Source organism: Streptomyces sp. NPDC019396, from assembly GCF_040632375.1.
Lineage (GTDB): Bacteria > Actinomycetota > Actinomycetes > Streptomycetales > Streptomycetaceae > Streptomyces.
In genome coordinates, this window is the sequence record NZ_JBEYBS010000023.1 from 67,598 (window position 1) to 89,968 (window position 22,371).

Here is a 22,371-nt window from a genome sequence, read left to right on the forward strand (position 1 = left end):
GCTGCCGCCGACCGGCGCCGGTGACGCTGGCCGATGATGGAGAAGACGTCAGAGACGATAGAGATGGCAGAGACGACAGAGGAGAGCGGTACGGCAGTGGTGTGGTCGGGTAGCTGGGTCGCCCAGCGGCTGGGAGTCGAGCTCGTCGGTGACGACGGGCTCAAGGACATGCTGGGCATGGCCCTGCGGCGCAACCCCAAGCGGGCGCATCTGCTGGTCTCGCAGGTCCTCGGCAAGCATGTGCCGCAGAGCCCGGCGACCGTGTACGGGCACGCGTTCGCGCTCGGCGCGCGGGTGCGCGCGCTGCTGGGCGACGAGGAGGCCGCGCGGTCCCTGGTGCTCGGGTACGCGGAGACCGCGACCGGCCTCGGCCACGCGGTCGCCGACGGACTGGCCCTCGCGCCCTACCTGCACTCCACCCGCCGCCCTGTCGCCGGTGTCGCACGGGCGGGAGGATTCGAGGAGTCCCACTCCCACGCCACCTCCCATCTGCTGCTCCCGGAGGACCCCCGGCTGCTCGCGGGCGCGGGCCCGCTCGTCCTCGTCGACGACGAGTTCTCCACCGGTAACACGGTGCTCAACACCATCAGCGACCTGCACGAGCGCCACCCGCGCACGCGGTACGTGGTCGTCGCCCTGGTCGATATGCGCTCGGCGGCCGACACCCAGCGTCTGGCGGACTTCGGGGAGCGAATAGGCGCCCGGATCGATGTGGTGGCCATGGCCACCGGCACGGCACGGATGCCGGACGACGTGCTGGAGCGGGGACAGGCGCTGGTCGCCGAGTACGAGCAGGAATCCTTGGCCTGTGAGCCGGTGGCCACGGGCCGGAGCTGCACACGGGTGGACCTCGGTTGGCCGGCGGCGGTGCCCGACGGCGGCCGGCACGGCTTCACCCAGGCACAGCGCGCCACGCTGGAGGCCGCCCTGCCCGCCATGGCGGCCCGTGTCGCCGACGCGCTCGGCCCGGCGGCCGCGGGGCGCCGGGTGCTGGTCCTCGGCTTCGAGGAGCTGATGTACGCGCCCCTGCGGCTGGCCCAGGCCCTGGAGGAGCGCGGCGGCTGCGAGGTGCGGTACTCGACCACGACCCGCTCCCCGGTGCTCGCCCTGGACGACCCCGGCTACGCGATACGCAGCAAGCTGGCCTTCCCCGCCCACGACGACCCGGCCGACGGCCCCGGTGAGCGGTACGCGTACAACGTGGCCGGTGGCGCCTTCGACGCGGTCGTGGCCGTCGTCGACTCGGCCGCAGACACTCCCGGGCTGCACGCCCCCGACGGCCTGCTGGCACAGCTCTCGGCACACATACCGCAGGTCGTGCTCGCCGTCGTCCCCAGTTACGTTCCCGCCGCTGGAATTCCCGGAAAGGAACCCATGCTCCCCGAGCCCCTGCGCGGCCCCGCCTTCTCCTCCTACGCCCCTGAAGAGGTCGGCTGGCTGCTCCAGGACCTCTCGGACGTCGATCTCGAGGCCCCCACCGAGGAGCGCGAGGAGGCGATACAGAGCGGCGGCGCCCACTACGCCGAGTCGCTGCCGGTCGAGTACCAGCCGAGCCCCGAATACCAGCAGCTCTTCCGCGCCGCGCTGGACACCTCGGCAGCCCGGATCGCCCGCGCCGTCGGCACGGTCACCGAGACCGTGCTCGCGGAGAGATCACCGCGTCCGGTACTCGTCTCGCTGGCCCGCGCGGGGACCCCCATAGGGGTACTGATGCGCCGCTGGGCGCTGGGCCGGCACGGCCTGGACCTGCCGCACTACGCCGTCTCGATCGTGCGGGGCCGCGGTATCGACGCCAACGCGCTGCGCTGGCTCGCCACCCATCACGACCCGGCCGATGTCGTGTTCGTCGACGGCTGGACCGGCAAGGGCGCCATCACCCGCGAGCTGGCCGCCGCGATCAGCGAGTTCGACGGCTTCGACCCGGACATCGCCGTGCTCGCCGACCCCGGCGGCTGCGTCCGCACCTACGGCACCCGCGAGGACTTCCTCATCCCCTCCGCCTGCCTCAACTCCACGGTGTCCGGACTGGTCTCCCGTACGGTCCTGCGCGCCGACCTGGTCGGCCCGGACGACTTCCACGGCGCGAAGTTCTATCGCGAGCTGGCCGGAGCCGATGTCTCGGGCCACTTCCTGGACACCGTCTCGGACCGCTTCGACGAGGTCGCCGACGCCGTGGACGCCGAGGTGAAGGAGCTGCTCGCGGCCGACCGGTCACCCACCTGGGCGGGCTGGGCGGCCGTGGAGCGCATCAGTGAGGAGTACGGCATCCACGACGTCAACCTGGTGAAGCCGGGAGTCGGCGAGACCACGCGGGTGCTGCTGCGCCGGGTGCCCTGGAAGATCCTCGCCAAGCGGGGAGCGGGCGCGGACCTCGACCACGTACGCCTGCTGGCCGAGCATCGCGGGGTACCCGTCGAGGAGGCGGACGACCTGCCGTACACCTGTGTGGGGCTGATACACCCCCGGTTCACCCGCGGGGCGACCGGCACCGACGGCAAGGCGGTGGCCGCTCCGTGAAGCACCTCGTCGCCAGCGATCTCGACCGCACGCTGATCTATTCCGCGGCTGCGCTCCAGCTCACCATGCCGGACCCGGAAGCACCCCGTCTGCTGTGCGTCGAGACGCACAAGCACAAGCCCCTGTCGTATCTCACCGAGACCGCCGTGGGCCTGCTCACCGAACTCGCCCGCACCTCGGTGTTCGTCCCGACCACCACCCGGACCCGCGAGCAGTACGGGCGCATCCGCCTCCCGGGACCCGCGCCGAAGTACGCGATCTGCGCCAACGGCGGGCATCTGCTCGTCGACGGGGTCTCCGACCCCGACTGGCAGCGCACCGTCACGAGCCGGCTCGCGGGCGAGTGCGCCTCCCTGGACGAGGTCCGTGCCCATCTGCGGGCCACGGCCGGTCCCGCGTGGCTGCTCAAGGAACGGGTCGCCGAGAAGCTCTTCGCGTACCTCGTGGTCGACCGTGCGCTGCTCCCGGAGGGGTGGATCGAGGAACTGGCCGCCTGGGCGGAGCCGAGGGGCTGGACGGTCTCGCTCCAGGGCCGCAAGATCTACGCGGTGCCGAGGCCGCTCACCAAGAGCGCGGCGGTCCGCGAGCTCGCGCGACGCACGGGCGCGGAGGCGGTGCTGGCCGCGGGTGACTCGCTGCTCGACGCCGACCTGCTGATGGCCGCGGACCACGCCTTCCGCCCGTCCCACGGCGAGCTCGCCGACACGGGCTGGACGGCACCGCATGTCACCGTGGTCCCGGAATCCGGGGTCCTGGCGGGCGAGCAGATCCTGCGCCTTCTGACCGCACGGGCGGCGGAGCCGTCGCCGTCGCCGGAGCGCGCCACCGTACCGGCGCCGGGCACGGCACCCGGCACGGCACAGACGCCCGTGGCGCTGTAGGCCTCCGTACCGCCCTGGCGCTCCATACGGACCTGGCGGGCCCGCGCGTCAGCCGCAGCAGCCCCCGCCGCAGCAGCCGCCGCCTCCGCCCCCGCCTCCCGCGGGGGCGGAGGCGGACGCGCTCGTGCCGCCCACGGCGACGGCGGAGAGCAGTTTGACGGTGTCGCCGTGCCCGGCCGGGCAGGCGGCCGGGTCGCCGGACTCGGCCATGGGCCTGCTCAGCTCGAAGGTGTCTTCGCAGGTGCGGCAGCGGTACTCGTAACGGGGCATGCCCCACAGACTAGCGGCCGGTTCCCTGGCCCTGCCGCTCCCGGCGCAGCCGCTCCTCTGCCGCCGCCTCATCGGGATGGCGGGCCTTCCAGTACGGGTTGTCGTGCGGGAGGGCGCTGCCGACCCTGCCGTACATCCCGAACCACATCAGCATGATCCCGACGATGAAGCTGAAGATCACGTTCTGGATCTTGAAGTTCAGGAAGTTGACCTCGGTGTCCAGCATTCCCAGGCCGATGAAGCCGTTCAGGATGAAGAGGATGCCGAGCACCATGTTCAGCGTGGAGGCGAAGTTCCCCCCGACGATCATGCCGGCGAAGAGCAGCAGTCCGACCAGGATGGACAGCACGCTCAGTGCGCCGTTGGTGTTGAGTCCCGCGACGGTCGAGTCGCCGATGTCGAAGAAGCCGATGTTGTGGGTCAGGCCCAGGATCCCGAAAGCCACGAGGACCAGCCCCATGACACCGGCGCCTACCCGGTAGACCTTGCTCAGGCGGTGGTCGGCGGGCAGATGCTCGTCCAGCACGACGCGGATGCCGCCCTTGTGCTGCGAGGTCCCTTGCACGTGAGTGGATGCCATATCGGCCCCCTTCGGCCGTACGTACGTTCCTCCATGCTCCCTACAGCATCCGCCCGCATTCAGGCCCCGACAAATCAGCCCGGCACGGGGCAGGGACCGTCACGCCCCGCCGCCGCGCTCCTCGCGGATCTGTTCGACCACATGGGTCACGGCCCCCCGCACCGCTTCCGTCTCGGTCAGGAAGTGCCAGTAGTCGGGGTGACGCCCCTCAAGACCGGCGACGGCACGGTCAAGCCGGGCCACGGACTCGTCCAGCGGCCTGGCGTGCCGCGGGTCGGGCGTGGAGCGCCCCTGCATCGCGAGCCGCTGGGCGTCGCGGATCGCGAACCGGGTGCGCTCGATCTCCTGCTTCGGGTCCTTCGCGACCGCGTCCAGCCGCCGCAGACGGTCACCCGCCGCCGAAACGGCCTCGTCGGTGCTGTTCAGGAGGGCCCGGACGGTCCCCAGAAGAGCCGTCGCATCCGGCCAGCGCTGCTCGGTGCGCGCCTTGGCGGCCTCCGTGAGCTTCTCCTCGGCCATCCTCACATGCTCGACGGCCTGGGCGGGCACGGGCTGGAGGTCCTGCCAGCAGGCAGCGCTGTAACGGCGGCGCAGCTCACTGAGCACGGGCTCGACACCGCTCGCACGGGTGGTCAGCGCCTGAGCCCTGGTCCGCAGCGACACCAGGCGCTTGTCGATCTCGGCGGCCCGCTCGGGCAGCCGCTCCGCCTCACCCCGTACCGCCTCCGCGTCCCGTACGACCCGGTCCGCCCGCTGCAACGTCTCCGTCACCCCGTGCCGCCCCGCCCCCTCGTTCAGCTTCGTCAGCTCGGGCGCCAGAGAGGCCAGCCGCGCCGCGAGATCGTCGGCACGCAGCCCGGATCCGCGCACCGCGTCGAGTGCGTTGCTCGCCCCCAGCAGCGCCTGCCGGGCCCGCTCCACCGCGGGCGCGAGCCTGGCCAGCTGGGTCTCCGCCGTGTCGAGCAGCGGCCCGAGCCCCTGCGCGAACCGGTCGAGCTCGACCTTGACCCGTACCAGCTCGTCCTTGGCCCTGGTCAGCTCACCACGGGCGCGGGCCGCGACGGAGGCATCGAGGTCGTCCCGGTCCAGATCGTGCGCGTCGACCGCCGTGATGTACCCATGGCTGACCTCGTCGATCCGACGGCCCAGCGCGGCGAACTCCTCTCCGACCCGGCGTGCACCGGGCGAGCTGTCCACAGCCGTGATCGTCTCGATGGAGATCCGCAGATCCCGCTGGGCCGTGTCCAGCTCGTAGAACGCGGCGGCCGCGTCGTCCTTCGCCGCCTGCGCCTCCGCCCGCTGACTCTCCGCCCGCCCGCCGAACCAGCGCCGGGTACCGCCCCCGGAGAGCGACGCGGGCAGCGCCGCGGCAGCCACGACCAGCAACGGCACAGGCCACAGCACCAGCGCGAGCACATCGCGCGCGACACTCGCATGGGCCTTCGCTCCGGCGTACGCCCGTGTGTGTGTCGCCCTCACATCCCTCTCCCGTGCCGTGTCCGCCCTACCGGTTCATTCTCCCACCAGGTATGGACGAACACACGAGCCCGTCAGTTCGCAGTTCGTACGGATATCTCGCCGTTGTCGCTCTTCGCGTTGATGACATGCGTACTCCGGCCGTCCTGCCGCACGTCGACCGAGGTGTCCCCGTTGTCCGCCGAGGCCGTCACGCGATACGCCTGCGCCCCCGGCACCTCGATGGTGATCTCGCCGTTGTCGCTCTCACCGTCCACGAGGCTCGGATCCTCGGCGAAGGCGAGGCTCACGGAGCCGTTGTCCGACCGGGCCGACACCGTCCAGGACGTGATCCGCTCCCCGGTGATCTCCCCGTTGTCGCTGGTCAGCTCCAGCGGCCCACCGGAGTCCCGCACGGTCACCTCCCCGTTGTCCGCCCGCAGCGCCAGCGCCGTCTCGAACCCGCTCGCGCTCACACTCCCGTTGTCCCCCTGCACGGTCACGGCGACCCCGCGCGGCACCTTCACCGAATGCCGGGCATCGCAGTCGGCCGCCAGGCCCTCGCACTTCACGTCGAGCGTCAGCGTCCCGTCCCGCATCTCCCACACAGGTTCCGGCCCGTTCCCGACGAACACCCACCCGTCGACCCGCCGCTCGACCTCCACGTCCGCCACATCCGCAGGCACCAGCTCCACCGAGGAGCCCCTGGCCTCGATGACCAGCTCCTTCCCACCGAACGCGAACGTCTTCCGTTCCACCACCCCGTCCTCGGCATCGGCACACCCGGTGACAGCGAACGCGACGACCACGGCGCCGACGACGCCAAGGGCTGCGCGGGTACGGGTGCGGGTGCCGGTGCGGCGTGTGTCCATGGTTTTCGTCCCCCAGAGCTCCGAACTGCGATGCCCCACGGTAGGAGGCCCCCTCGCACCGCACGATCCGGCGGCCCACCGGCTGCGTGGTGGGGTTACCCCCCGCTTCTCTCGCCACCTCTCCCCGCCGGGGGAGCCGATCTGGTTTGCGGCACCCACCCATGTGCCATGTACGCTGTTGCCTCGTTCCGGGTGCGTAGCTCAGGGGTAGAGCGCTGCTCTTACAAAGCAGATGTCGGCGGTTCGAAACCGTCCGCGCCCACCAGTCGTGAAGACGACGAAGGTCCAGGTCACGGGTAATAGAACCGGAAGCCTGGGCCTTGCTCGTTCCCTGACAAGTTCGTGCATGGTTGGCGTTGGCGCGTCGGACCCTTGATCGTTGATCATGGCCTGTGTGGTGGGGAACCGGGCACGTGCAGGGATCATCCGGTGTCGGCAGATCACGGGGCTGACGCCCGCGGTGATTGCTGAACTCGTTGCCGAGGTTGGCCCGTTGTGGCACGAACGTCATCAGGCGGTGCTTGCCTCGCGGCCGCGGCGCCGGGGCGAAGCGCAAGTTGGTCTTTGTCGGTCGACTGCTGGCCACGCGTGCAACATGCGCGGCTGCGCACTGTCGCGCCTGCGCGTGCATCGCAGGCCGGAGTAGACCGTCCCCGTAGGGTCCGGCGGCACGTCGCCCGCGGTGAGGGCGGTCCCGCTCCACCCGGAGGCGAGGACGACGTCCGCAATGGCCAACCGGCGGCGACTGTGAAAATCGCTGTCCGATCATCGGAGCACGGTGATAGACATCCGGCGTGGAAAAGAACCTCGAGTTCCCTGACCTGCTGCGACTGATCGATGAACGGTCGACCGCCTTCCGCGCTGCGGTCGGCGCCGCGCCCAGTCTCGACGCACAGGTGCCGACCTGCCCCGAGTGGACGCTTTTCGATCTGGTGAAGCACCTGGGTGGGGGAGACCGTTTCTGGGCCGCCATCGTCGGAGCGGGCCCTGCCGACGCTCCCCCTGCCGAGGCCGCCGCTGCGCGCGCCGCTCTGGAAGTGCCGCGGGAGCGTGAGGCTTTGCTGGCCTGGCTGGCCGCGTCGACGCAGCTTCTGCTGAGCACCCTGCGGGAGGCGGGCCCGGACGCCCGCTGCTGGGCGTGGTGGAGTGACTTGCAGACGCCGCGGACCTCTGGCGGAGTCGCCCGGCACCGGGTCCAGGAGAGCGCGGTGCACACCTACGACGCCCAGCTCGCCACGGGCGCCCCCCAGCCGCTGCCGGCCGCGGTCGCCCTCGACGGTGTCGAGGAGTTCCTGTTCACCTGCGTCGCGTCGCCCAGCGCCTGGCCGCACAAGCCCACGGCCTTCGACTTCCGCACCGCCGAGGGCCGCTCCTGGCGCCTCACGGTCGACGGCGACGGCGCACGCTCCACCCGCATCACCGCCACTGCTGCGACCAGCGAGGACTCGGACGCAGCCGGCGTCTCCATCCATGGCACGGCCAGTGAGTTGATCCTCTATTTGTACGACCGTATCCCGGCCGGCTCCTTGCACGTTGACGGAGACGCAGGGCTTCTCGACCTGCTCCGCGCCTGGGAGCCGGAGGAGTAGGACGTAGCGGGGGCGGTTGGCCGCGCCCCGAGCCGGTAGGGCACAACTCCTCGCCAGGTTCGTCAGTCGCGGCACCCGGTCAAACCCGCGAGGCGGCCTCGGGGCGTCGCCGAGCCGACCGTCTACCTGGTCAGAGCTCGAACTCACGATCTCCGCACGATCAGAGACGAGTACATCGGCAGCCGGGCAACCGCCGACCGGCTCGCTCTCCGTATCCAGCATGCCGGCGGTTCTGCGTCGAGGCCGACCCCTGGCCGCGCTCCTGGTCCCACGAACCCGCCAGATGGCTATTTGTCAGGTAGGCCGTACATGGCTGCTCTCCTCCCCAACCTGCCCAGCGGCGAACTCCGTTCACGCCATCGGTGTACCCACCGCCTGTTCCAGCGTGGAGAATCGAAGGGAGCAGGCCGGCCAGCACCGGAGCGACGGGTGGGGAAATTCGAAGAGCCTCATCAGCGGATGTCCACTGACAGGGGCCGGCACACGGAGTGCCTTTGCTCGTGGGTTGCAGTGGCGGACGCAGCGGCAACGTAGGCGCACCAGCGCATGGCCGTGCGGTCGCTGTGCCGCAGGGCTGTGACGGCACCGCAGGCGCCCGGGCCAACCGGTCGAACCTGCAAAGCAGGTGTCGGCGGTTCGAAACCGTCCACGCCCACCGGAGAAGGGCCTCCAGCCGATCAAGGCTGGCATTGACATGAACGTTTCACATCAACGGGACTGGTCCCCCACGCCTGACGGCTGCAGTTGGCGCACTGGGCGTCGATCGACCGGCTGAGGAACTTCGGGTTGCCGGGAGGCGTTGGGGGGAGGACGCGTGAATGCGCGCGGACGACCGGAATGACACAGGCAGAAGCCGAGGTGGCACGCGTGGCGATGTGGGATCGGATCAAGGACCAGGCCAAGAGTCTGCAGCAGCCGCAGGGGACGCGGGGCGCCGGCGGACACGGGCGACCGGGTGCGGGGTCCACCGGCGGATCGCGGGCTCAGCTGGTGAACACGCTCAAGTCCCAGCTCACGTCCCTCAAGGCGGAGCTGAAGAGCGGCGCCTACCGAGACGCCAGCATGGCGATGTGTGCTCTGGTCGCGGCTGCCGACGGGCAGGTCGACCCGGCGGAGCGGCAGCATGTGGAATCGCTCATCCTGAACAACGAGGTTCTGCAGAACTTCCCGTCCGACCAGTTGCGGCAGCGGTTCAACAAGCATGTCGACCAGCTGGCGTTCAACTTCCAGCAGGGCAAGGCTGAGGCCATGCAGGAGATCGCCAAGGCGGCGAAGAAGCCGACGGAGGCCAGGGCGGTCGTGCAGACCGGGTTCGTCGTTGCCGGTGCGGACGGTTTCGTCGCACCGGCCGAGGAGCAGGTCCTGCGCGAGGCGTGCTCGGTGCTCGGCCTGCCCCCGCAGGATTTCGGTATCTGACAAACGGCCCCGACGCGTGTCGCGTCGGTCCGGCGGAGTGACATCTACAGCTGACATCAACGCCCGCGATCAGAGGAGCCTTGTGCGGTTCCTTGCAGACGGGCTGCCAGGGGAGCGCCAGCGGCATAGGGCGTCCGGGCGAACTTACAAGGCAGGTGTCGACGGTCCGCGTGCCAGATCGAGCAGTCAGCCACGGTCAACGGCGGCGTGCGGCGGTGTCAGCGAGCTCGGTAAGCCGCAGTCCGTAATCCGTCCGTTGGCCAGCCAAGGCCGCTGCGCGGCCGATGCCAGGCTTACAAAGCAGGTGCCGACGCTTCAAAACCGTACGGCATTCTCAGGAATGGGGCGGATGCGACGGCCGATTGAGAGCACCTCCCAGCCGGCTCTGTTGTCAGCTGAGCTATGAGAGGCAGGTAACTATTCGTCCGTCCGGGTGGAACGGGGGCTGATGCGCCGGTGTGCGTCGCGCAGTAGATCGGGGGCGAGCTTGCGGTGCCACCTGGCCAGCGGTGGCCAGATGCGCGAGGCCACCGGGCGGTCGTAGCGGATGAACGTGGCGAGCGAGACCCGTTCGTCATCGGCCTGGACGACGAGGTGCCCGGTCAGGTGCCAGGAACAGGCTTCGAGCCTGATCCAGTCGTCGCCGCGGCCGGCGATCCGCCATCCGGCCACCCGGTCAGGTGACGCTGTCAGCCGCAGGCCGAGCAGTGCGCGCCAGATGAACTGCCCCGCACGGCCCGCCACATCCTCGAACAGGACTCTCGCCCACTGGTCCGGTGAGCTGTTCGTTTGCCCGCCGCTCATGGTGAAGAGATCGACGTAGTCGGAATCGGTCATGGTGCTGAGGGTGCGGATCCGCTCCGGGACCGGCTGCTGTTGGCGGACGGCGGGGAAGGAAGCCATGCCCACGCTCAAGTCACGCCCTGGTTCGACGTTCATACGGCCTCCCCTTGCGGTTTGACTGCTCAGTGGCACAACGATGTTAACCTACATGCATGTACGTATGTAAGAGGGTGGGATGGTGATGACCGGTAAGCCGGAGGGGCTTCGCCGGACGCAGGCAGACCGGCGGGCCCAGACCAGGGCCGCTCTGCTGGAGGCCGCGGCGCGCGGGCTGTCCACGTACGGGTACGCCAATCTGATCCTGGACCGCGTGGCCGGCGAGGCGGGCTATACGCGCGGCGCCCTGTATCACCTGTTCGCCAACAAAGAGGAACTGGCGCTCGCGGTGGTGAAGTGGGTCGAGGAGACCTGGGAGACCGAGGTGGGCCGTCCTGTCGCTGCTGAATCCGACCCTGTCGAGGCGCTGTTGGCGCTCGCGCGGGGCCACGCCGTCTACTGCCGCCGCGACGTTGCCAACATCATGATGACTTTGAGAGTCGAGTTCGCGGGCCAGGACCATCCCGTCGGCCAGGCGATCACGGACATCGTCGACCGGCTCGAAGCCGACTGCGCCGGGCTGATCGCCGCCGGGCGCAGCAGCGGGGCCATCCCGCCAGGGCCGCCGCCCGCCGAGACGGCATCGGCCTATCTCGGCATCGTCGAAGCGGTCGGGATCTCGCTCGCCGGCCACGCCCCCTACGACGTCGAACTCGCCGAAAGAGCAGTCCGAGGCGTGCTCAACCTGCCACCAGTCCCGGAGGTTCACGAATGAAACTGCCCAACACCGCGCACACGTAGCGTCCCTGGCGGATCCACGAGCTCACCCCCGACTTCGAGGTCGAGGACGTCTGGATGCTGCCGACACCGGGCGGTCCCGGCGCCTTCCCCCGGCTGGTGTCGATCATGGTCTTGGACGCGGAGTCGGACAGCTTCCCTCAGGGCGCCCCCTTCTTGGTCCGTTGCCTCTGGACGGTCCGGCAGAAGATCGGAGCATTGATTCCCAATCATGTTTGTCAAGCGATCACGCACCGGCTTGACCGACTCACACCACGTCACCAGACCGCTTGACAAACATGATTGGGAATCAATAGATGGGTTGCCTTTTCCCCGGCGACCACGAGGTCTGCGGGTGACAGCCGGCGTACAGCCCGACTCGTCTGCCCCTCAAAGCTTCTGACCAGTGGAAACACGTGCAGAGGCCCTTTCGTCGTGTGTGGGCAGGTCCGCTGGACCCGGTCAGCACCGTTCGAACGGGGCCGGGCAGGCCGAGGAGGCGGTCGGTCCGGGGCTGCTTCTCCCACCGGCTCCGTCGGCCGGTGGTCGCCGCGCGTTCAGTGCTGTGGGCATCAGTCTGTCGGGCGGTGTCCCGCCCCATGGCCGTGGTCAGGACGGCTCGGGTGGTACGAGTGGTAAGGACGGTGCGGGTGGTCCGAGTAGTCAGGACGGCCCGGCTTGTACGGGTTGCCCCCGTAGTCCGGGCGGTCCGGCGGGGCAGGACGGTCCTCGCAATGGCCTGTCCAGTCGTTCGGCACGACGATGTGGACGAGGACGGGGGATGTGGATTCGGCGTATGTCGCGCCGCCGTTGTAGCGGGCGGTGAGGGAGTGCTCCCCAAGGGGCAGGGCGGGGATGACGAGGACGGCCCTGCCATCACCGAGGGGGACGGTGCCCAGGGCGGTGGTGCCGTCGAAGAAGGTGACCGCCCCGTCGGCTGGGGTATCGCCGCCTGCGCCGGACACGGTCGCGGTGAGGGTCACTTGTTGACGGCACGTGGATGGAAGGGGATTCGAGGCGATCGTGGTCGTGGTCGGGATGGCCGCGCCGCGCACGGTGCCGAAGGCGGCGTCCAGCGGTTCGGTGCCGACCGGGATGGTGGTGGTGACCTGGTCGGTGGCTGTGTCGATGACCGACACCGTGTTGTCGTTGCCGTTGGTGACGTAGGCCTTCGTGCCGTCAGGGGTGATCGCGGCCCCGAGCGGTCCGGTGCCGACCGGGATGGTGGTGGTGACCTGGTCGGTGGCTGTGCTGATGACCGACACCGTGTTGTCGTTGCCGTTGGTGACGTAGGCCTTCGTACCGTCAGGGGTGATCGCGACATCGAGCGGTCCGGTGCCGACCGGAATGGTGGCGGTGACCAGGTTGGTCCCGATGTCGATGACCGACACCGAACCGCCGATCGAGTTGGTGACGTAGAGCCTCGTGCCGTCGGGAGTGATCCCTGCCCCGAACGGCGCCGCGCCGACCGGGATGGTGGTGGTGACCTGGCTTGTCGCGGTGTTGATCACGGACACGTTGTCGCTGCTCGAATTGACGACGTAAGCCCTCGTGTCGTCCGGGGAGACCACGACCGCGAGCGGTGCGGCGCCGACCGGGATGGTGGTGGTGACCTCGTCGGTCGCTGTGCTGATCACCGAGACGGAGCCGTCGACCGCGTTGGTGACGTAGGCCTTGGTGCCGTCGGGTGAGACGGCGACACCGACGGGGAGCGCCCCGACCTGGATGGTGGAGGTGACCGTGTTGGTCGCAGTATCGATCACGGACACCGTGTTGCCGTTCTGGTTGGTGACGTAGGCCTTGGCGCCGTCGGGGGCGAGTGCCACTCTGACCGGTCCGGAGCCGACCGGCACGGGGCTGCCGGCAACGGGAGAGGCCGGACTGGCGACGTCGATCACGGACACTGTGTTGTCGACTTGGTTGGTGACGTAGGCGTAGGTCCCGGGAGGGACGGGCTCGGCGGCCGTCGCCCGGACCTGGGGGTGCAGGACCGTGGAGAGGACGGCCAGGACCAAGGCGACCAGGGCGGCCGCCATGCGGCCCACAGGGCCCGGTGCGGTGCGGGCTGCTGCCCGCCCGCCGGTTAGCGGGCGCCGGTGACGATCCGTCCGAACCCCAGGAATCATGCCCGGTCCACCTCTCTACACAGCATCCCGCGGGCAGACGTCGCATCAGGCGTGCGGGAGGGACGGAACCGGCCGCGGCACAGGTCCGCGGCCGGCCCACGACGAGCCACACTTACTGCATACCGTCATAAAATAGGCAAGACTCGCGTGTATCCGACTACAACCTGAATGGCCGTCACCGCGGCGGAGCAACTTGGCTTGTGGCTGCTGGGGTGTCCATCGGCGACGGCCGCCACCGGGCTCGTGCGTGCCAGGGCGGTGCCGTGGTTCGGTGAGTACTGGTTCAAGTGACGTACTGGTACGGGAGGCCTGGGCTGGTGCCTGCCGGGGTGCGCACGACAACCGTCGCCGCTCCCGCAGTCCCTGCGGGGGCGATGGCGACGACCTGGGTGTTGGACACCGTGGCGAAGGGCACCGGAACGCCCGCGAAGCGCACTTCGTCGGCGTAGGCCAGGTTGCTGCCGGTGATGGTGACGATGGTTCCGCCGAGAGTGGGGCCCGATGAGGGGGTGAGGCTGCTGAGGGACGGGTTCGCGAGATAGGTGTAGTAGGCGTTTCCCAGCCCGTTTGTGCTGGTGCCGCCCGGGGTGGTGATGGTGACCGCCACGGTGCCCGATCCGCTGGGGGCCAGTGCGGTGACCTGGCTGTCGGAGCCGATGCTGACGCTGGTGGCCGTACTGGCTCCGAAGCGGACGATGCTGGTGAGAGTCAGGTTGCTGCCGGTGATGGTGACGGAGTTTCCGCCGGCGAGCGGGCCCTTGTCCGGGCCTACCTCGCTGATGGCCGGCGCCGGGATGTAGAAGTAGGGCAATGGATTGCTGACACCGCCCGGCGTGGTGACTGTGACATCGGCGGGGGCCGCCGGCCCCGCCGGCGCGGTGACGGTGACCTGGGTGGAGGTGTTGCCGATGATGGCCGCCGGACTCGCGTCGAACTTCACTGCGGTGGCCCCTGACAGGCCGCTGCCGGTGAGGATGACCGTGTTTCCCCCCGAGGTCGGGCCGCGGCCGGGTGCCAGGGAGCTGAGCACCGGGGTTGCGACGTAGGTGTAGGCGACGCCGTTGCTCGTGCCCGAAGTCGCCACGACGGTGACGTTGACCGTCCCGGAGCCCGCCGGTGAGGTGGCGGTGATCTGGCTGGTGCTGATCACCGTGAAAGCGGCCGGGACGGTTCCGAACCTCACGGCGGTGACCCCGGTGAAGCCGCTGCCGTTGATCGTCACCGCGGTCCCTCCCGCGGTCGGTCCCGTGTTGGGATTGAGACTGCTCACTACCGGAGCCATGAGACCTGTTCCTTCCTGCGCTGCTCAGGGTGCTGCGCCCCGGCTGACGTGCGTCGGCCAGGGCGCAGCGGGTTCACACTCGGCGGTCGTCAGCTTGTGCCCGACCGGCCGGGGAGGTACTGACGACCCGTTGGCGCTGAGCCGGCGGGGCAGGGAGGTCAGATGACGGTGAACACGTCACCGGCGACGATCGCGGTCTGGCCGCCCGGGGTGGTGGCCCGGACGTCGTACGTGCCCGTGGCGAGGCCCGGGGGGACGGTGGCGACCAGCGTGGTGGGGGAGAAGGTCGAGAAGTCGGCCTCGACCGCGGCACCGCCGCCCGTTGGGGTGAAGGTCACGGTGCTGACATCCACCAGGTTCGTTCCGGTGACAGTGGTGTCCGAACCGACCGGACCTGAGGTGGGAGCCAGGCTGGTGACGGTCGGGGCGTCGTAGTAGGTGTACTGGGTCGGGGCGCCGAGAGAGATGCTGGTGCCTCCGGCGGTGGTGACGGTGCAGTCGACCGTGTCGAAGCTTGCACCGCCGAAGGCGCCGTGCGCGGGGCAGGTGACGGTCAGCTCGCTGTCCGACAGCACCGTCAGCGCGGTGCCGGCGCCAACGGCACCGAACGTCACCCCGGTCGCGGTCAGCAGACCGCTGCCGTAGACACTCAGGGAAGTGGCGGTCGCCGGACCGTTGCTGGCGCTGAGGCCGGTGGGTGCCGGGGGATCGATATAGAAGAACGACAGCGAGTTGCTGGTCGAAGTCCCCGCGCTGACACTGACGTTGACCTGACCGGGGCACAGCACCGGGATGACGACGGTGACAGTGGTGGCGCCGACCGTGGCGGGGTTGATCTTCTTCGTGCCGAAGTTCACCTTGGTCGTACCCGACAGGCCCGTGCCGGTGAGGGTGAGAGTGATGCCGTTGTGGCTCTGGGTGGGTGTCAGCGAGGTGAGAGTTGCCATGGCGGGTCTCCTTTAGCTCGTGGTGCTCCCGTGGTAGGAGGCGTGCGGCTGACCGTGTGTGGTACGAGTCAGCGGCTTCACGGCACGTCCCGGGCATTAGCGGCGGGATGCGAAGCCGAGGGGGTGGAACCGATGGGCTGACACAGCGCTTCGAGCGTGCGCAGCGGGGTCGGTTGTGGTGGGCGAGTGGGGTGTCACGAAGCCGTGAGGCAGGCCTCGAACGGGGGAACGGTCCGCGTCTCGCCGGGATGGTCTGCTGTTCCTCGTGTAGGGACCGGCCACCCGGAGCGAGTTGCCGACGGATCGATTGATCCTGACGGATCGGAGATCCAGACGATCGATTGATCTAGGCGGTCCGTCCCGCCTGAATCTGATTCAACCCGATGAATTCCGTCACCAACAGAGCGTATTCGGAGCATCAGAGACTTATGTGATTGTAATGCTAACTTCGAATGCATCTATTTGAGCGCGGGGGTGCGCCGCTGTTCTTCTCCTGCGTTTACTCGCTCTCCAGTGGGCGTGAATCGCCAGACTTTTCCTCTCCGACTGCCCTGATCTACGGTGAGCCCCTGAGGTGCGCATCGTTCGGGCTTCGGGTTCTGTCGTCGCAGGCGTCCGCAGCGGGTTCTGCGAATTCATGCCCCGGGGCGCGCCGTTTTTGCCGGTGTTTATGAACTCGAAATCAGCCCACTCGTCGTGGACCGCGAACGATGTACGGTCGGGCCGGGGCGCTACTCGAGTCACTCGGCATCAGAGGCGACTGGCTCTTGCGTGGTCCTGGGAGGCCCGCATCCCGGGTGTCGTGGCCTGCTACGTCCGAGGGAAGGCCCGTCGGTAGTCGCTCGGCGACACCCCGATCTGTTTGAGGAAGTGGTGGCGGAGGTTGTTCGCTGTGCCGAGGCCGCTCAGTTCCCCGATCCTGGCGATCGGCAGGTCTGTCGATTCCAGTAGGCTCTGGGCCCGTCGCAGACGCTGGCTGAGGAGCCATTGCAGCGGAGTCGCTCCGGTGGCTGCTTGGAGTCGCCGGTAGAGAGTGCGCGGGCTCACCGCGGCCCGCTGTGCCAGGCCCTCGACCGTCAGTGGTTGGTCGAGGTGCGCCAGGGCCCAATCCAGTACGGGGGCCAGGCCCCTGTCGTCGGTGGCGGGTACGGGCAGGTCGATGAACTGCGCCTGGCCGCCGGGCCGGTGAGCGGGCACCACCATGCGGCGGGCCAGTTGGTTGGCGACATGCGGGCCCAGGTCGCGGCGTACCAGATGGAGGCAGAGGTCGAGTCCGGCGGTCAGGCCGGCGCTGGTGAGCACATCGCCGTCGTCCACGTACAGCACCGAGTCGTCGACTTGTACCTTCGGGTAGCGCGCGGCCAGTTGAGTGGTGTGCATCCAGTGGGCGGTGGCTCGGCGGCCGTCGAGCAGCCCCGCCTCGGCGAGTGCGAAGGCGCCGGTGCACAGGGAGACCATGCGGGCGCCTGCGTCGTAGGCGTGGCGCAGGGCCGTGATCAGCTCTTGGGGCAGCGGTCTGCCCTCGTCGACGCAGGGGTCGGGTACCGAGGGCACGATGACCGTGTCGGCGCTGACAAGGTCGTCGAGTCCGTAGCGGGTCCGCAGTGACAGTCCGGTTCCGTTCGCGGGACCGTCCTGAAGGGGCTCCTGCGTACTGCACAGCCGCAGGTCGTACCAGGGGTCGGCCAGGTCGGGCTGCGGCTTCCCGAAGACGGTGCAGGGGATGCTCAACTCGTACAGGTCCCATGAGGGGACCCCGATCTCCTCGGTCACGACCACGGCGACAGAACCAGCACTCATGCCTCGCAGCGTATGGCAGGAATTTGGTGGTTGTCGTCACCGGTGTCACTGTTCCCGGTCGCCGCACGCTGCGAGCGTGGTGCGTACGTGATCACCCGCCAGGTGCGGGACAGACAGGGAGTTGAGGCATGGATTTCGATCGCTCGGCCGTGACCGTCATCGGATTGGGCTCGATGGGCTCGGCGCTGGCCACCGTATTGCTGGAGCGGGGCCACGCGACCACCGTGTGGAACCGTTCGGCGCACAAAGCGCAGCCGCTGGTCGACCGAGGCGCCCAGCTGGCCGCGACAGCCGAAGAGGCGATCGCTGCGAGCCCGCTGATCATCGCTTGCGTACTGGACTACGAAGCACTGCACCTCGCCCTCGACCCCGCCGCGGGCTCCCTGGCGGGCAAGGCTCTGGTCAACCTCACCTCCGGTTCCCCGGAGCAGGCCCACGAAGCCGCCGCATGGGCCCGCTCACATGCCGCCGACTACCTGGACGGCGCGATCATGACCACCCCGCCGGGGGTCGGCAACCCCGAGAGGATGTTCCTCTACAGCGGTTCAGACACCGTCTTCGAAGCACATCGTCCGACACTGGCGTCCTTGGGAGACCCCCTGCACCTGGGCACGGACCCGGGCCTGGCCTCCCTCTACGATGCCGCCCTGCTCGGCCTGATGTGGTCCACCATGACCGGCTGGCTGCACGGCACTGCACTGGTCGGCGCGGAGGAGACAGAGGCCACGGCCTTTACCCGCGTCGCGATCCGCTGGCTGAGCGCCGTGGCCGGTTTCCTGACCACCTACGCGCCCCAGGTCGACGCCGGCCACTACCCGGGCGACGACGCCACCGTCGACGTACAGATCGCGGCCATCGACCATCTCCTCCACGCCGCGGCGGCCCGCGGCATCGACAACGCCCTGCCCGAACTCCTCAAAGCCGCCATGGAACGGACCCGGGCCGCAGGCCACGGCTCCGACAGCTACGCGAGCGTGATCGAAGTCCTGAAGAACCCGGCGGACAGCAAATGACCATGGGCCCGACAGCCACCACCGCTCCCGTGCCGGCCCCTCCGGCTACCACCCCACGATGGACGGACCTGCTCGCCACCGCCACCGACGACTGCCTGGCCGCCCTCCAGAAGGGAGCCGACCAGGACTGGTCGCGCCTCGCCCATGGCCTTGACTGGACCTGCCGCCAGACCCTGGACCACCTCGCCCTCGGCCTGACCGGCTACGCGGGCCTGCTCATCGCCCGCCCCGTCGACCGTTACGTCACTCTTTTCGCTTCTCTCGACCCCCACGCCCCCATCTCTGCCTGCCTGGACGGCCTCCGCATCGCCGCGTCCCTCCTCACCTCCACCGTCCGCGACACAGCTGCGGACGTACGGGCCTGGCACCCCTGGGGCCACTCCGACGCCACCGGTTTCGCCGCCATGGGGATTACCGAACTGGCCGTCCACTCCTACGACATCACCCGCGCCCTCGGCTTCCCCTGGGCCCCGCCCGACGACACCAGCACCGCCGTCCTGGCTCGCCTCTTCCCCAACGCCCCCTCCGGGCACCGCCCGTCCGACACGCTGCTGTGGTGTACCGGCCGCGCCCCGCTTCCCGGACGGCCCCGGAGCGCGGACTGGCAGTGGGACGGCACCGTACACTGACCCGCTCGCACCTGGCGGGCCATATCCTCAGCGTCGAATACTGGGCGTATTGGATCGGCGAGGCCCGCCCACGTGCAGCTTCATCGCGACCGAAGACCCGGGCATCTGGCCCGGAGAGAAGCTCCTGTACCACCTCATCCGCGGGCTCAGTCCTGACCACGGATTCGTCGACCTCAACGTCCACACCCTGTGGGCGCTGCTCGCAATCCGCCCAGCCCTCTTGCGGTCCAGCGGTGGCAGCCGGGCCTTATGAGATCGACTCCCGGTGATGTTGGATAGCCAAGTGCTGTCGGCGAGAGCCCGCCGTGAGCTTGAGAACGTTCGGTACGCGATGCGCCTCGCCGAGGCATGAGAGGAGACCAGCTGTAGCTGATGACCTGGCCGGGGTGGCGCGCTTCCTGTACGAGGCGGGCACGCTCAAACAGACACGCCGCACGGGCTGGTGGATGGCCGGGGTACGCGACCCGGAGACAGTCGCCGAACACTCCTGGCGTACCTCGTTGATCGCGTCGATTATCGCGAAACTGGAAGGGGCCGACCCCGCCCGCGCTGCATTCCTCGCGGTGTGGCACGACTCGCAGGAGACCCGCACCGGCGATGTGAACCACCTCGGCAAGAAGCACTCCACCGATGCCGACCCGCAGGCTGTGACGGCAGACCAGGTGGGCGAAATGCCCGAGAGCCTGGCGTCGATGGTCCGCGACCTCGTAGGGGAGTACGAAGCCAAGGACTCGCGCGATGCCATCTGCGCGCGGGACGCGGACAAACTGGAATGCATGCTCCAGGGGCTGGAATACAGATCGCAGGGATAGTGCCCAGCGGTGGGTCGACAACAGCCGCCGCCGCATCGTCACGGAGTCGGGCCAGCGCCTGGCGGACGAACTGCTGTCCCAGGGGCCGTTGGACTGGCTACGCGTTGCGCTGGGCGAACAGCCCCCGGCCTGAAGCCCGACGCACTCGTTCCGCCATCCGCACCGCTTGGCGGCCCGCTGCCGCTGGAGCGTCAGGTTCTGGAAGAGTCACCGGAGTTGGCCACGAGCGTCTTGCCCACGACTCCTGACCGGGTGACGCCGTCGACTGCCACACAGATACCAAAGACCCTTTCGTGGCTGGTCCAGCCGTTGACGCGGCCACGGTTGTTGCTGATCTGCACCCGCTTCCTGGCGGGGTCCACCGACGACACCAAGTGCAGGTAGACCGTCCCGGCGACGCGGGCGAGGACGATGTCTCCGACCTCCAGCTTCGACGGGTCGACAGGAACGACGACCACCTGCTGCCGACTGCGTATCAGCGGGACCATCGAGGAGCCGCTGGGACGGAACGTCACGGTGGCCCCGCCGGCAACCCTGCCTGCCACTGCATCCAATGCACCCATTCCGCTGATCGTGGCAGTTTCCCCCGCACCCACCCCACCGATTTACCGCTCCGTGCTCCATCAGTGAGGCGCACGTTGCCTGATGCGGCCACCAGCGCCGGGGTCGCAGCCGGACGACGTGGGAAGGCCCGGCCGCCACGGGGGTGAGCGGCCGGGCCGGTTCAAGGGTGGATCAGGGGCAGGCCTCGTCGAACTTGACCACGGTGAACGTCACGGGCTGGCCGGTGAGTGCGGCGCCTGCCTTCGGAGACTGGGCGCAGACCTGCCAGTTCGACTCGACGAGGACCATGCGGTCTTCGGACGACGCGTCATTGACGGTGAGGCTGGTGGACGAGTCGAGTGTCTGGCGTGCGACCTTGACCGACTTGCCCCTGAAGTCGGGCATCGTGGCACCGGCAGCCTGCGGCTCGTCACCCTTGTCCCGGACTGGGCACGTCTCTTCGAGTTTGACTGCCCCGAAATCGATCTTCGTGGAGGCGGGGTGCCAGGCTGAGGTGTCTGGGAACAGACCTTCCAGTTCCGGTCGAGTGCCTGGTTCCGGCCGCGGCCGAGGGCGTCGTGTGAGGAGAGGCTGAAGAACCCGGATTCCTGGGCCTTGTCCTGTGCGGACTGGAGCCCCATGCCGACGAAGTTCCCGAGCTGCTTGGTCTTGCTCTCGTCGGTGGGCTCTCCGGGGTTCGCCTCGCTGGAGGTGGCCCGGGGCGCCGAACCGGCGGGCGGGCTCGTGGTGTCGTTGCAGCCGGTCAAGGCCAGGAGTGTCGCTGCGGCGAGAGCGGCGGTGGTGTGGTTGCGCATGGTCCCCCATAGGCTGTTGCCTGTAGGGGCATCGTGACACCCAGGGAGCTGTGGTGTGGGGGGATTCGCGAAGGCTCACCGCATCGGGTGGGCCTGTGCTGTATGCGTGCGGCGGGGCTTTCGCGAACTCCGTCGTCCCACACCGGTGAAGCCTGCTGGTCCGGCTCCGCCGAGGAACGGCAGGGGCGGCAGCTACGGGTGGTAAAGGGCTTGGGCGCGCGCCATGTCGACAGGCCCGCCCTCCCCGAGGAACAGGAAGTGGCTCACCTGCCACGCCTGGGTGCTGGAAGCCTGACGACTGGTCGTGGTCACCCACGGCGGATAGACGCGGAACCCCCGCTTCCCGCCGATGCCGTCCCGGGACACGATGCCACGCGCGCACAGCACCTCTCGCGGGAACACGAACTGTCCGAAGTGGCCGCTGTCGCGGCTGCTGATGACGAAGAGATCAACCCCGTCACCGGCATCGAAAGGCCGGATCGGGCCTTCTGTGGATCGCTGCCACACGGTGACGAACTGGCCGACCTTCGTCGGAGTGGTCCTGGCCACGCGGAACCTGGTCGACAACCCGTCGAGTGTGAAACCGCAGGCTGCGTACTCGGCGCTCTCCGGCTCGGGTACCGGCTGTGAGCAGGCAAAACCACTCGGGTCGTACACCGATGTCTTCGCCGCCAGCAGGTCACCGTGAACGTGCGTCCACGGCTGATTCGTCGCCATCCTGACATCCTGCCATCCCTCCCGGAACGCCCTGTCGAGTGATCGCGTTCGCTCAGCGCCAGCGCCCCCGTTGGAGCCGGCGGCCCAGCGGGCCGGCCTCGCGAGCGCGGCGAGGGTGGAGCGGATGCCCGGGTAGAGGTCGTCCTCGCCGAACCACTCGGCTTGCCGTCGGAGACAAGGCTTAGCGCAGGGCGCCGGCCTGCCGTCTCGGTGTCCCATGGGTGAACGTCAGTCTCTGCGCGGAAGTCGGCGCCCATCGTCTCCTGCATCCGGCGCAGTACCACTGCCAACGGTCCTCGTGACCGGGGGCAGTACGGGAAGCGTCCTTCCAGAGCGACGGGTGGGCGGGGCATTGGGGGCACTGAGGCGGCTGCTGCACCATGCGGCTCTCCTTCGGGTCATGCTCAGCGTGGTGCGTCGGCCGGTGGATCGTGGTGCGTACCCGGGCAGC

Annotated in this window: 18 protein-coding genes, 1 tRNA gene and 2 pseudogenes; 9 read left to right on the forward strand and 12 right to left on the reverse strand. The window is 69.1% G+C overall.

The window, feature by feature from the left end:
- The first annotated feature begins 63 nt into the window (after window positions 1–63).
- Window positions 64–2,517 (forward strand): phosphoribosyltransferase, encoded by a 2,454-nt coding sequence (locus ABZ532_RS24555; RefSeq protein WP_361287623.1) that lies wholly within the window; start codon window positions 64–66, stop codon window positions 2,515–2,517.
- The gene (locus ABZ532_RS24560) at window positions 2,514–3,398 is read left to right on the forward strand and encodes an HAD family hydrolase (protein ID WP_361287626.1); all 885 of its coding nucleotides are present in this window, start codon (window positions 2,514–2,516) and stop codon (window positions 3,396–3,398) included. Before ABZ532_RS24555 ends, ABZ532_RS24560 begins: the two co-directional genes overlap by 4 nt.
- A gap of 48 nt (window positions 3,399–3,446) precedes the next feature.
- Here ABZ532_RS24560 and ABZ532_RS24565 read toward each other — a convergent pair whose 3' ends face one another.
- From ABZ532_RS24565 to ABZ532_RS24580, 4 genes are all read right to left on the reverse strand, one after another.
- The gene (locus ABZ532_RS24565; RefSeq protein WP_361287629.1) at window positions 3,447–3,668 is read right to left on the reverse strand and encodes a zinc ribbon domain-containing protein; all 222 of its coding nucleotides are present in this window, start codon (window positions 3,666–3,668) and stop codon (window positions 3,447–3,449) included.
- 10 nt (window positions 3,669–3,678) lie between these two features.
- Window positions 3,679–4,248, reverse strand: coding sequence for a DUF4383 domain-containing protein (locus ABZ532_RS24570; RefSeq protein WP_361287632.1), 570 nt, complete (start codon window positions 4,246–4,248; stop codon window positions 3,679–3,681).
- 99 nt (window positions 4,249–4,347) lie between these two features.
- A complete protein-coding gene (locus ABZ532_RS24575; RefSeq protein WP_361287635.1) occupies window positions 4,348–5,727 on the reverse strand; it encodes a hypothetical protein in 1,380 nt (459 codons plus the stop codon).
- A gap of 71 nt (window positions 5,728–5,798) precedes the next feature.
- On the reverse strand, window positions 5,799–6,575 hold the full coding sequence (locus ABZ532_RS24580; protein WP_361287638.1) for a DUF4097 family beta strand repeat-containing protein: 777 nt from the start codon (window positions 6,573–6,575) through the stop codon (window positions 5,799–5,801).
- 190 nt (window positions 6,576–6,765) lie between these two features.
- Here ABZ532_RS24580 and ABZ532_RS24585 point away from each other — a divergent pair.
- The 3 genes from ABZ532_RS24585 to ABZ532_RS24595 all read left to right on the forward strand — a co-directional run bounded on the left by ABZ532_RS24585 (window position 6,766) and on the right by ABZ532_RS24595 (window position 9,580).
- Window positions 6,766–6,840, forward strand: a tRNA-Val gene (locus tag ABZ532_RS24585).
- A 529-nt stretch (window positions 6,841–7,369) separates the two neighbouring features.
- Window positions 7,370–8,164, forward strand: coding sequence for a maleylpyruvate isomerase family mycothiol-dependent enzyme (locus tag ABZ532_RS24590; RefSeq protein ID WP_361287641.1), 795 nt, complete (start codon window positions 7,370–7,372; stop codon window positions 8,162–8,164).
- A gap of 867 nt (window positions 8,165–9,031) precedes the next feature.
- Complete coding sequence (locus ABZ532_RS24595) at window positions 9,032–9,580, forward strand: TerB family tellurite resistance protein (protein WP_361287772.1); 549 nt, start codon at window positions 9,032–9,034, stop codon at window positions 9,578–9,580.
- Window positions 9,581–9,997: 417 nt separating this feature from the next.
- On the opposite strand, the gene ABZ532_RS24600 is transcribed toward ABZ532_RS24595, so the two are convergent.
- A complete protein-coding gene (locus ABZ532_RS24600; protein ID WP_361287644.1) occupies window positions 9,998–10,519 on the reverse strand; it encodes a hypothetical protein in 522 nt (173 codons plus the stop codon).
- Between the two features lie 85 nt (window positions 10,520–10,604).
- Between ABZ532_RS24600 and ABZ532_RS24605 the strand changes: the two genes are divergently transcribed.
- Window positions 10,605–11,234, forward strand: coding sequence for a TetR/AcrR family transcriptional regulator (locus ABZ532_RS24605; RefSeq protein ID WP_361287647.1), 630 nt, complete (start codon window positions 10,605–10,607; stop codon window positions 11,232–11,234).
- A gap of 574 nt (window positions 11,235–11,808) precedes the next feature.
- Here the strand turns inward: ABZ532_RS24605 and ABZ532_RS24610 are convergent.
- The 4 genes from ABZ532_RS24610 to ABZ532_RS24625 form a co-directional block, all read right to left on the reverse strand.
- A complete protein-coding gene (locus tag ABZ532_RS24610; RefSeq protein ID WP_361287650.1) occupies window positions 11,809–13,272 on the reverse strand; it encodes an Ig-like domain repeat protein in 1,464 nt (487 codons plus the stop codon).
- A gap of 373 nt (window positions 13,273–13,645) precedes the next feature.
- Window positions 13,646–14,644: an IPT/TIG domain-containing protein gene (locus ABZ532_RS24615; RefSeq protein WP_361287653.1), complete on the reverse strand. Its 999-nt coding sequence runs from the start codon at window positions 14,642–14,644 to the stop codon at window positions 13,646–13,648.
- A gap of 158 nt (window positions 14,645–14,802) precedes the next feature.
- Complete coding sequence (locus tag ABZ532_RS24620; protein WP_361287656.1) at window positions 14,803–15,591, reverse strand: IPT/TIG domain-containing protein; 789 nt, start codon at window positions 15,589–15,591, stop codon at window positions 14,803–14,805.
- An 810-nt stretch (window positions 15,592–16,401) separates the two neighbouring features.
- Window positions 16,402–17,391 carry a helix-turn-helix domain-containing protein gene (locus tag ABZ532_RS24625; RefSeq protein ID WP_361287659.1) on the reverse strand — a complete coding sequence of 330 codons (990 nt, stop codon included), beginning with the start codon at window positions 17,389–17,391 and terminating at the stop codon, window positions 16,402–16,404.
- A 128-nt stretch (window positions 17,392–17,519) separates the two neighbouring features.
- Between ABZ532_RS24625 and ABZ532_RS24630 the strand changes: the two genes are divergently transcribed.
- The 3 genes and pseudogenes from ABZ532_RS24630 to ABZ532_RS24640 all read left to right on the forward strand — a co-directional run bounded on the left by ABZ532_RS24630 (window position 17,520) and on the right by ABZ532_RS24640 (window position 19,978).
- Window positions 17,520–18,404, forward strand: coding sequence for an NAD(P)-binding domain-containing protein (locus tag ABZ532_RS24630; protein WP_361287661.1), 885 nt, complete (start codon window positions 17,520–17,522; stop codon window positions 18,402–18,404).
- A 2-nt stretch (window positions 18,405–18,406) separates the two neighbouring features.
- On the forward strand, window positions 18,407–19,033 hold the full coding sequence (locus ABZ532_RS24635; protein WP_361287664.1) for a maleylpyruvate isomerase N-terminal domain-containing protein: 627 nt from the start codon (window positions 18,407–18,409) through the stop codon (window positions 19,031–19,033).
- 311 nt (window positions 19,034–19,344) lie between these two features.
- Window positions 19,345–19,978 (forward strand): annotated as a pseudogene (locus ABZ532_RS24640) (HD domain-containing protein).
- Window positions 19,979–20,036: 58 nt separating this feature from the next.
- Here the strand turns inward: ABZ532_RS24640 and ABZ532_RS24645 are convergent.
- The 3 genes and pseudogenes from ABZ532_RS24645 to ABZ532_RS24655 all read right to left on the reverse strand — a co-directional run bounded on the left by ABZ532_RS24645 (window position 20,037) and on the right by ABZ532_RS24655 (window position 21,920).
- A complete protein-coding gene (locus ABZ532_RS24645) occupies window positions 20,037–20,408 on the reverse strand; it encodes a S26 family signal peptidase (protein WP_361287667.1) in 372 nt (123 codons plus the stop codon).
- A gap of 172 nt (window positions 20,409–20,580) precedes the next feature.
- A pseudogene (locus ABZ532_RS24650) lies at window positions 20,581–21,203 on the reverse strand (PASTA domain-containing protein).
- Window positions 21,204–21,395: 192 nt separating this feature from the next.
- Window positions 21,396–21,920 (reverse strand): MepB family protein, encoded by a 525-nt coding sequence (locus tag ABZ532_RS24655; RefSeq protein WP_361287670.1) that lies wholly within the window; start codon window positions 21,918–21,920, stop codon window positions 21,396–21,398.
- Window positions 21,921–22,371 lie beyond the last annotated feature (451 nt).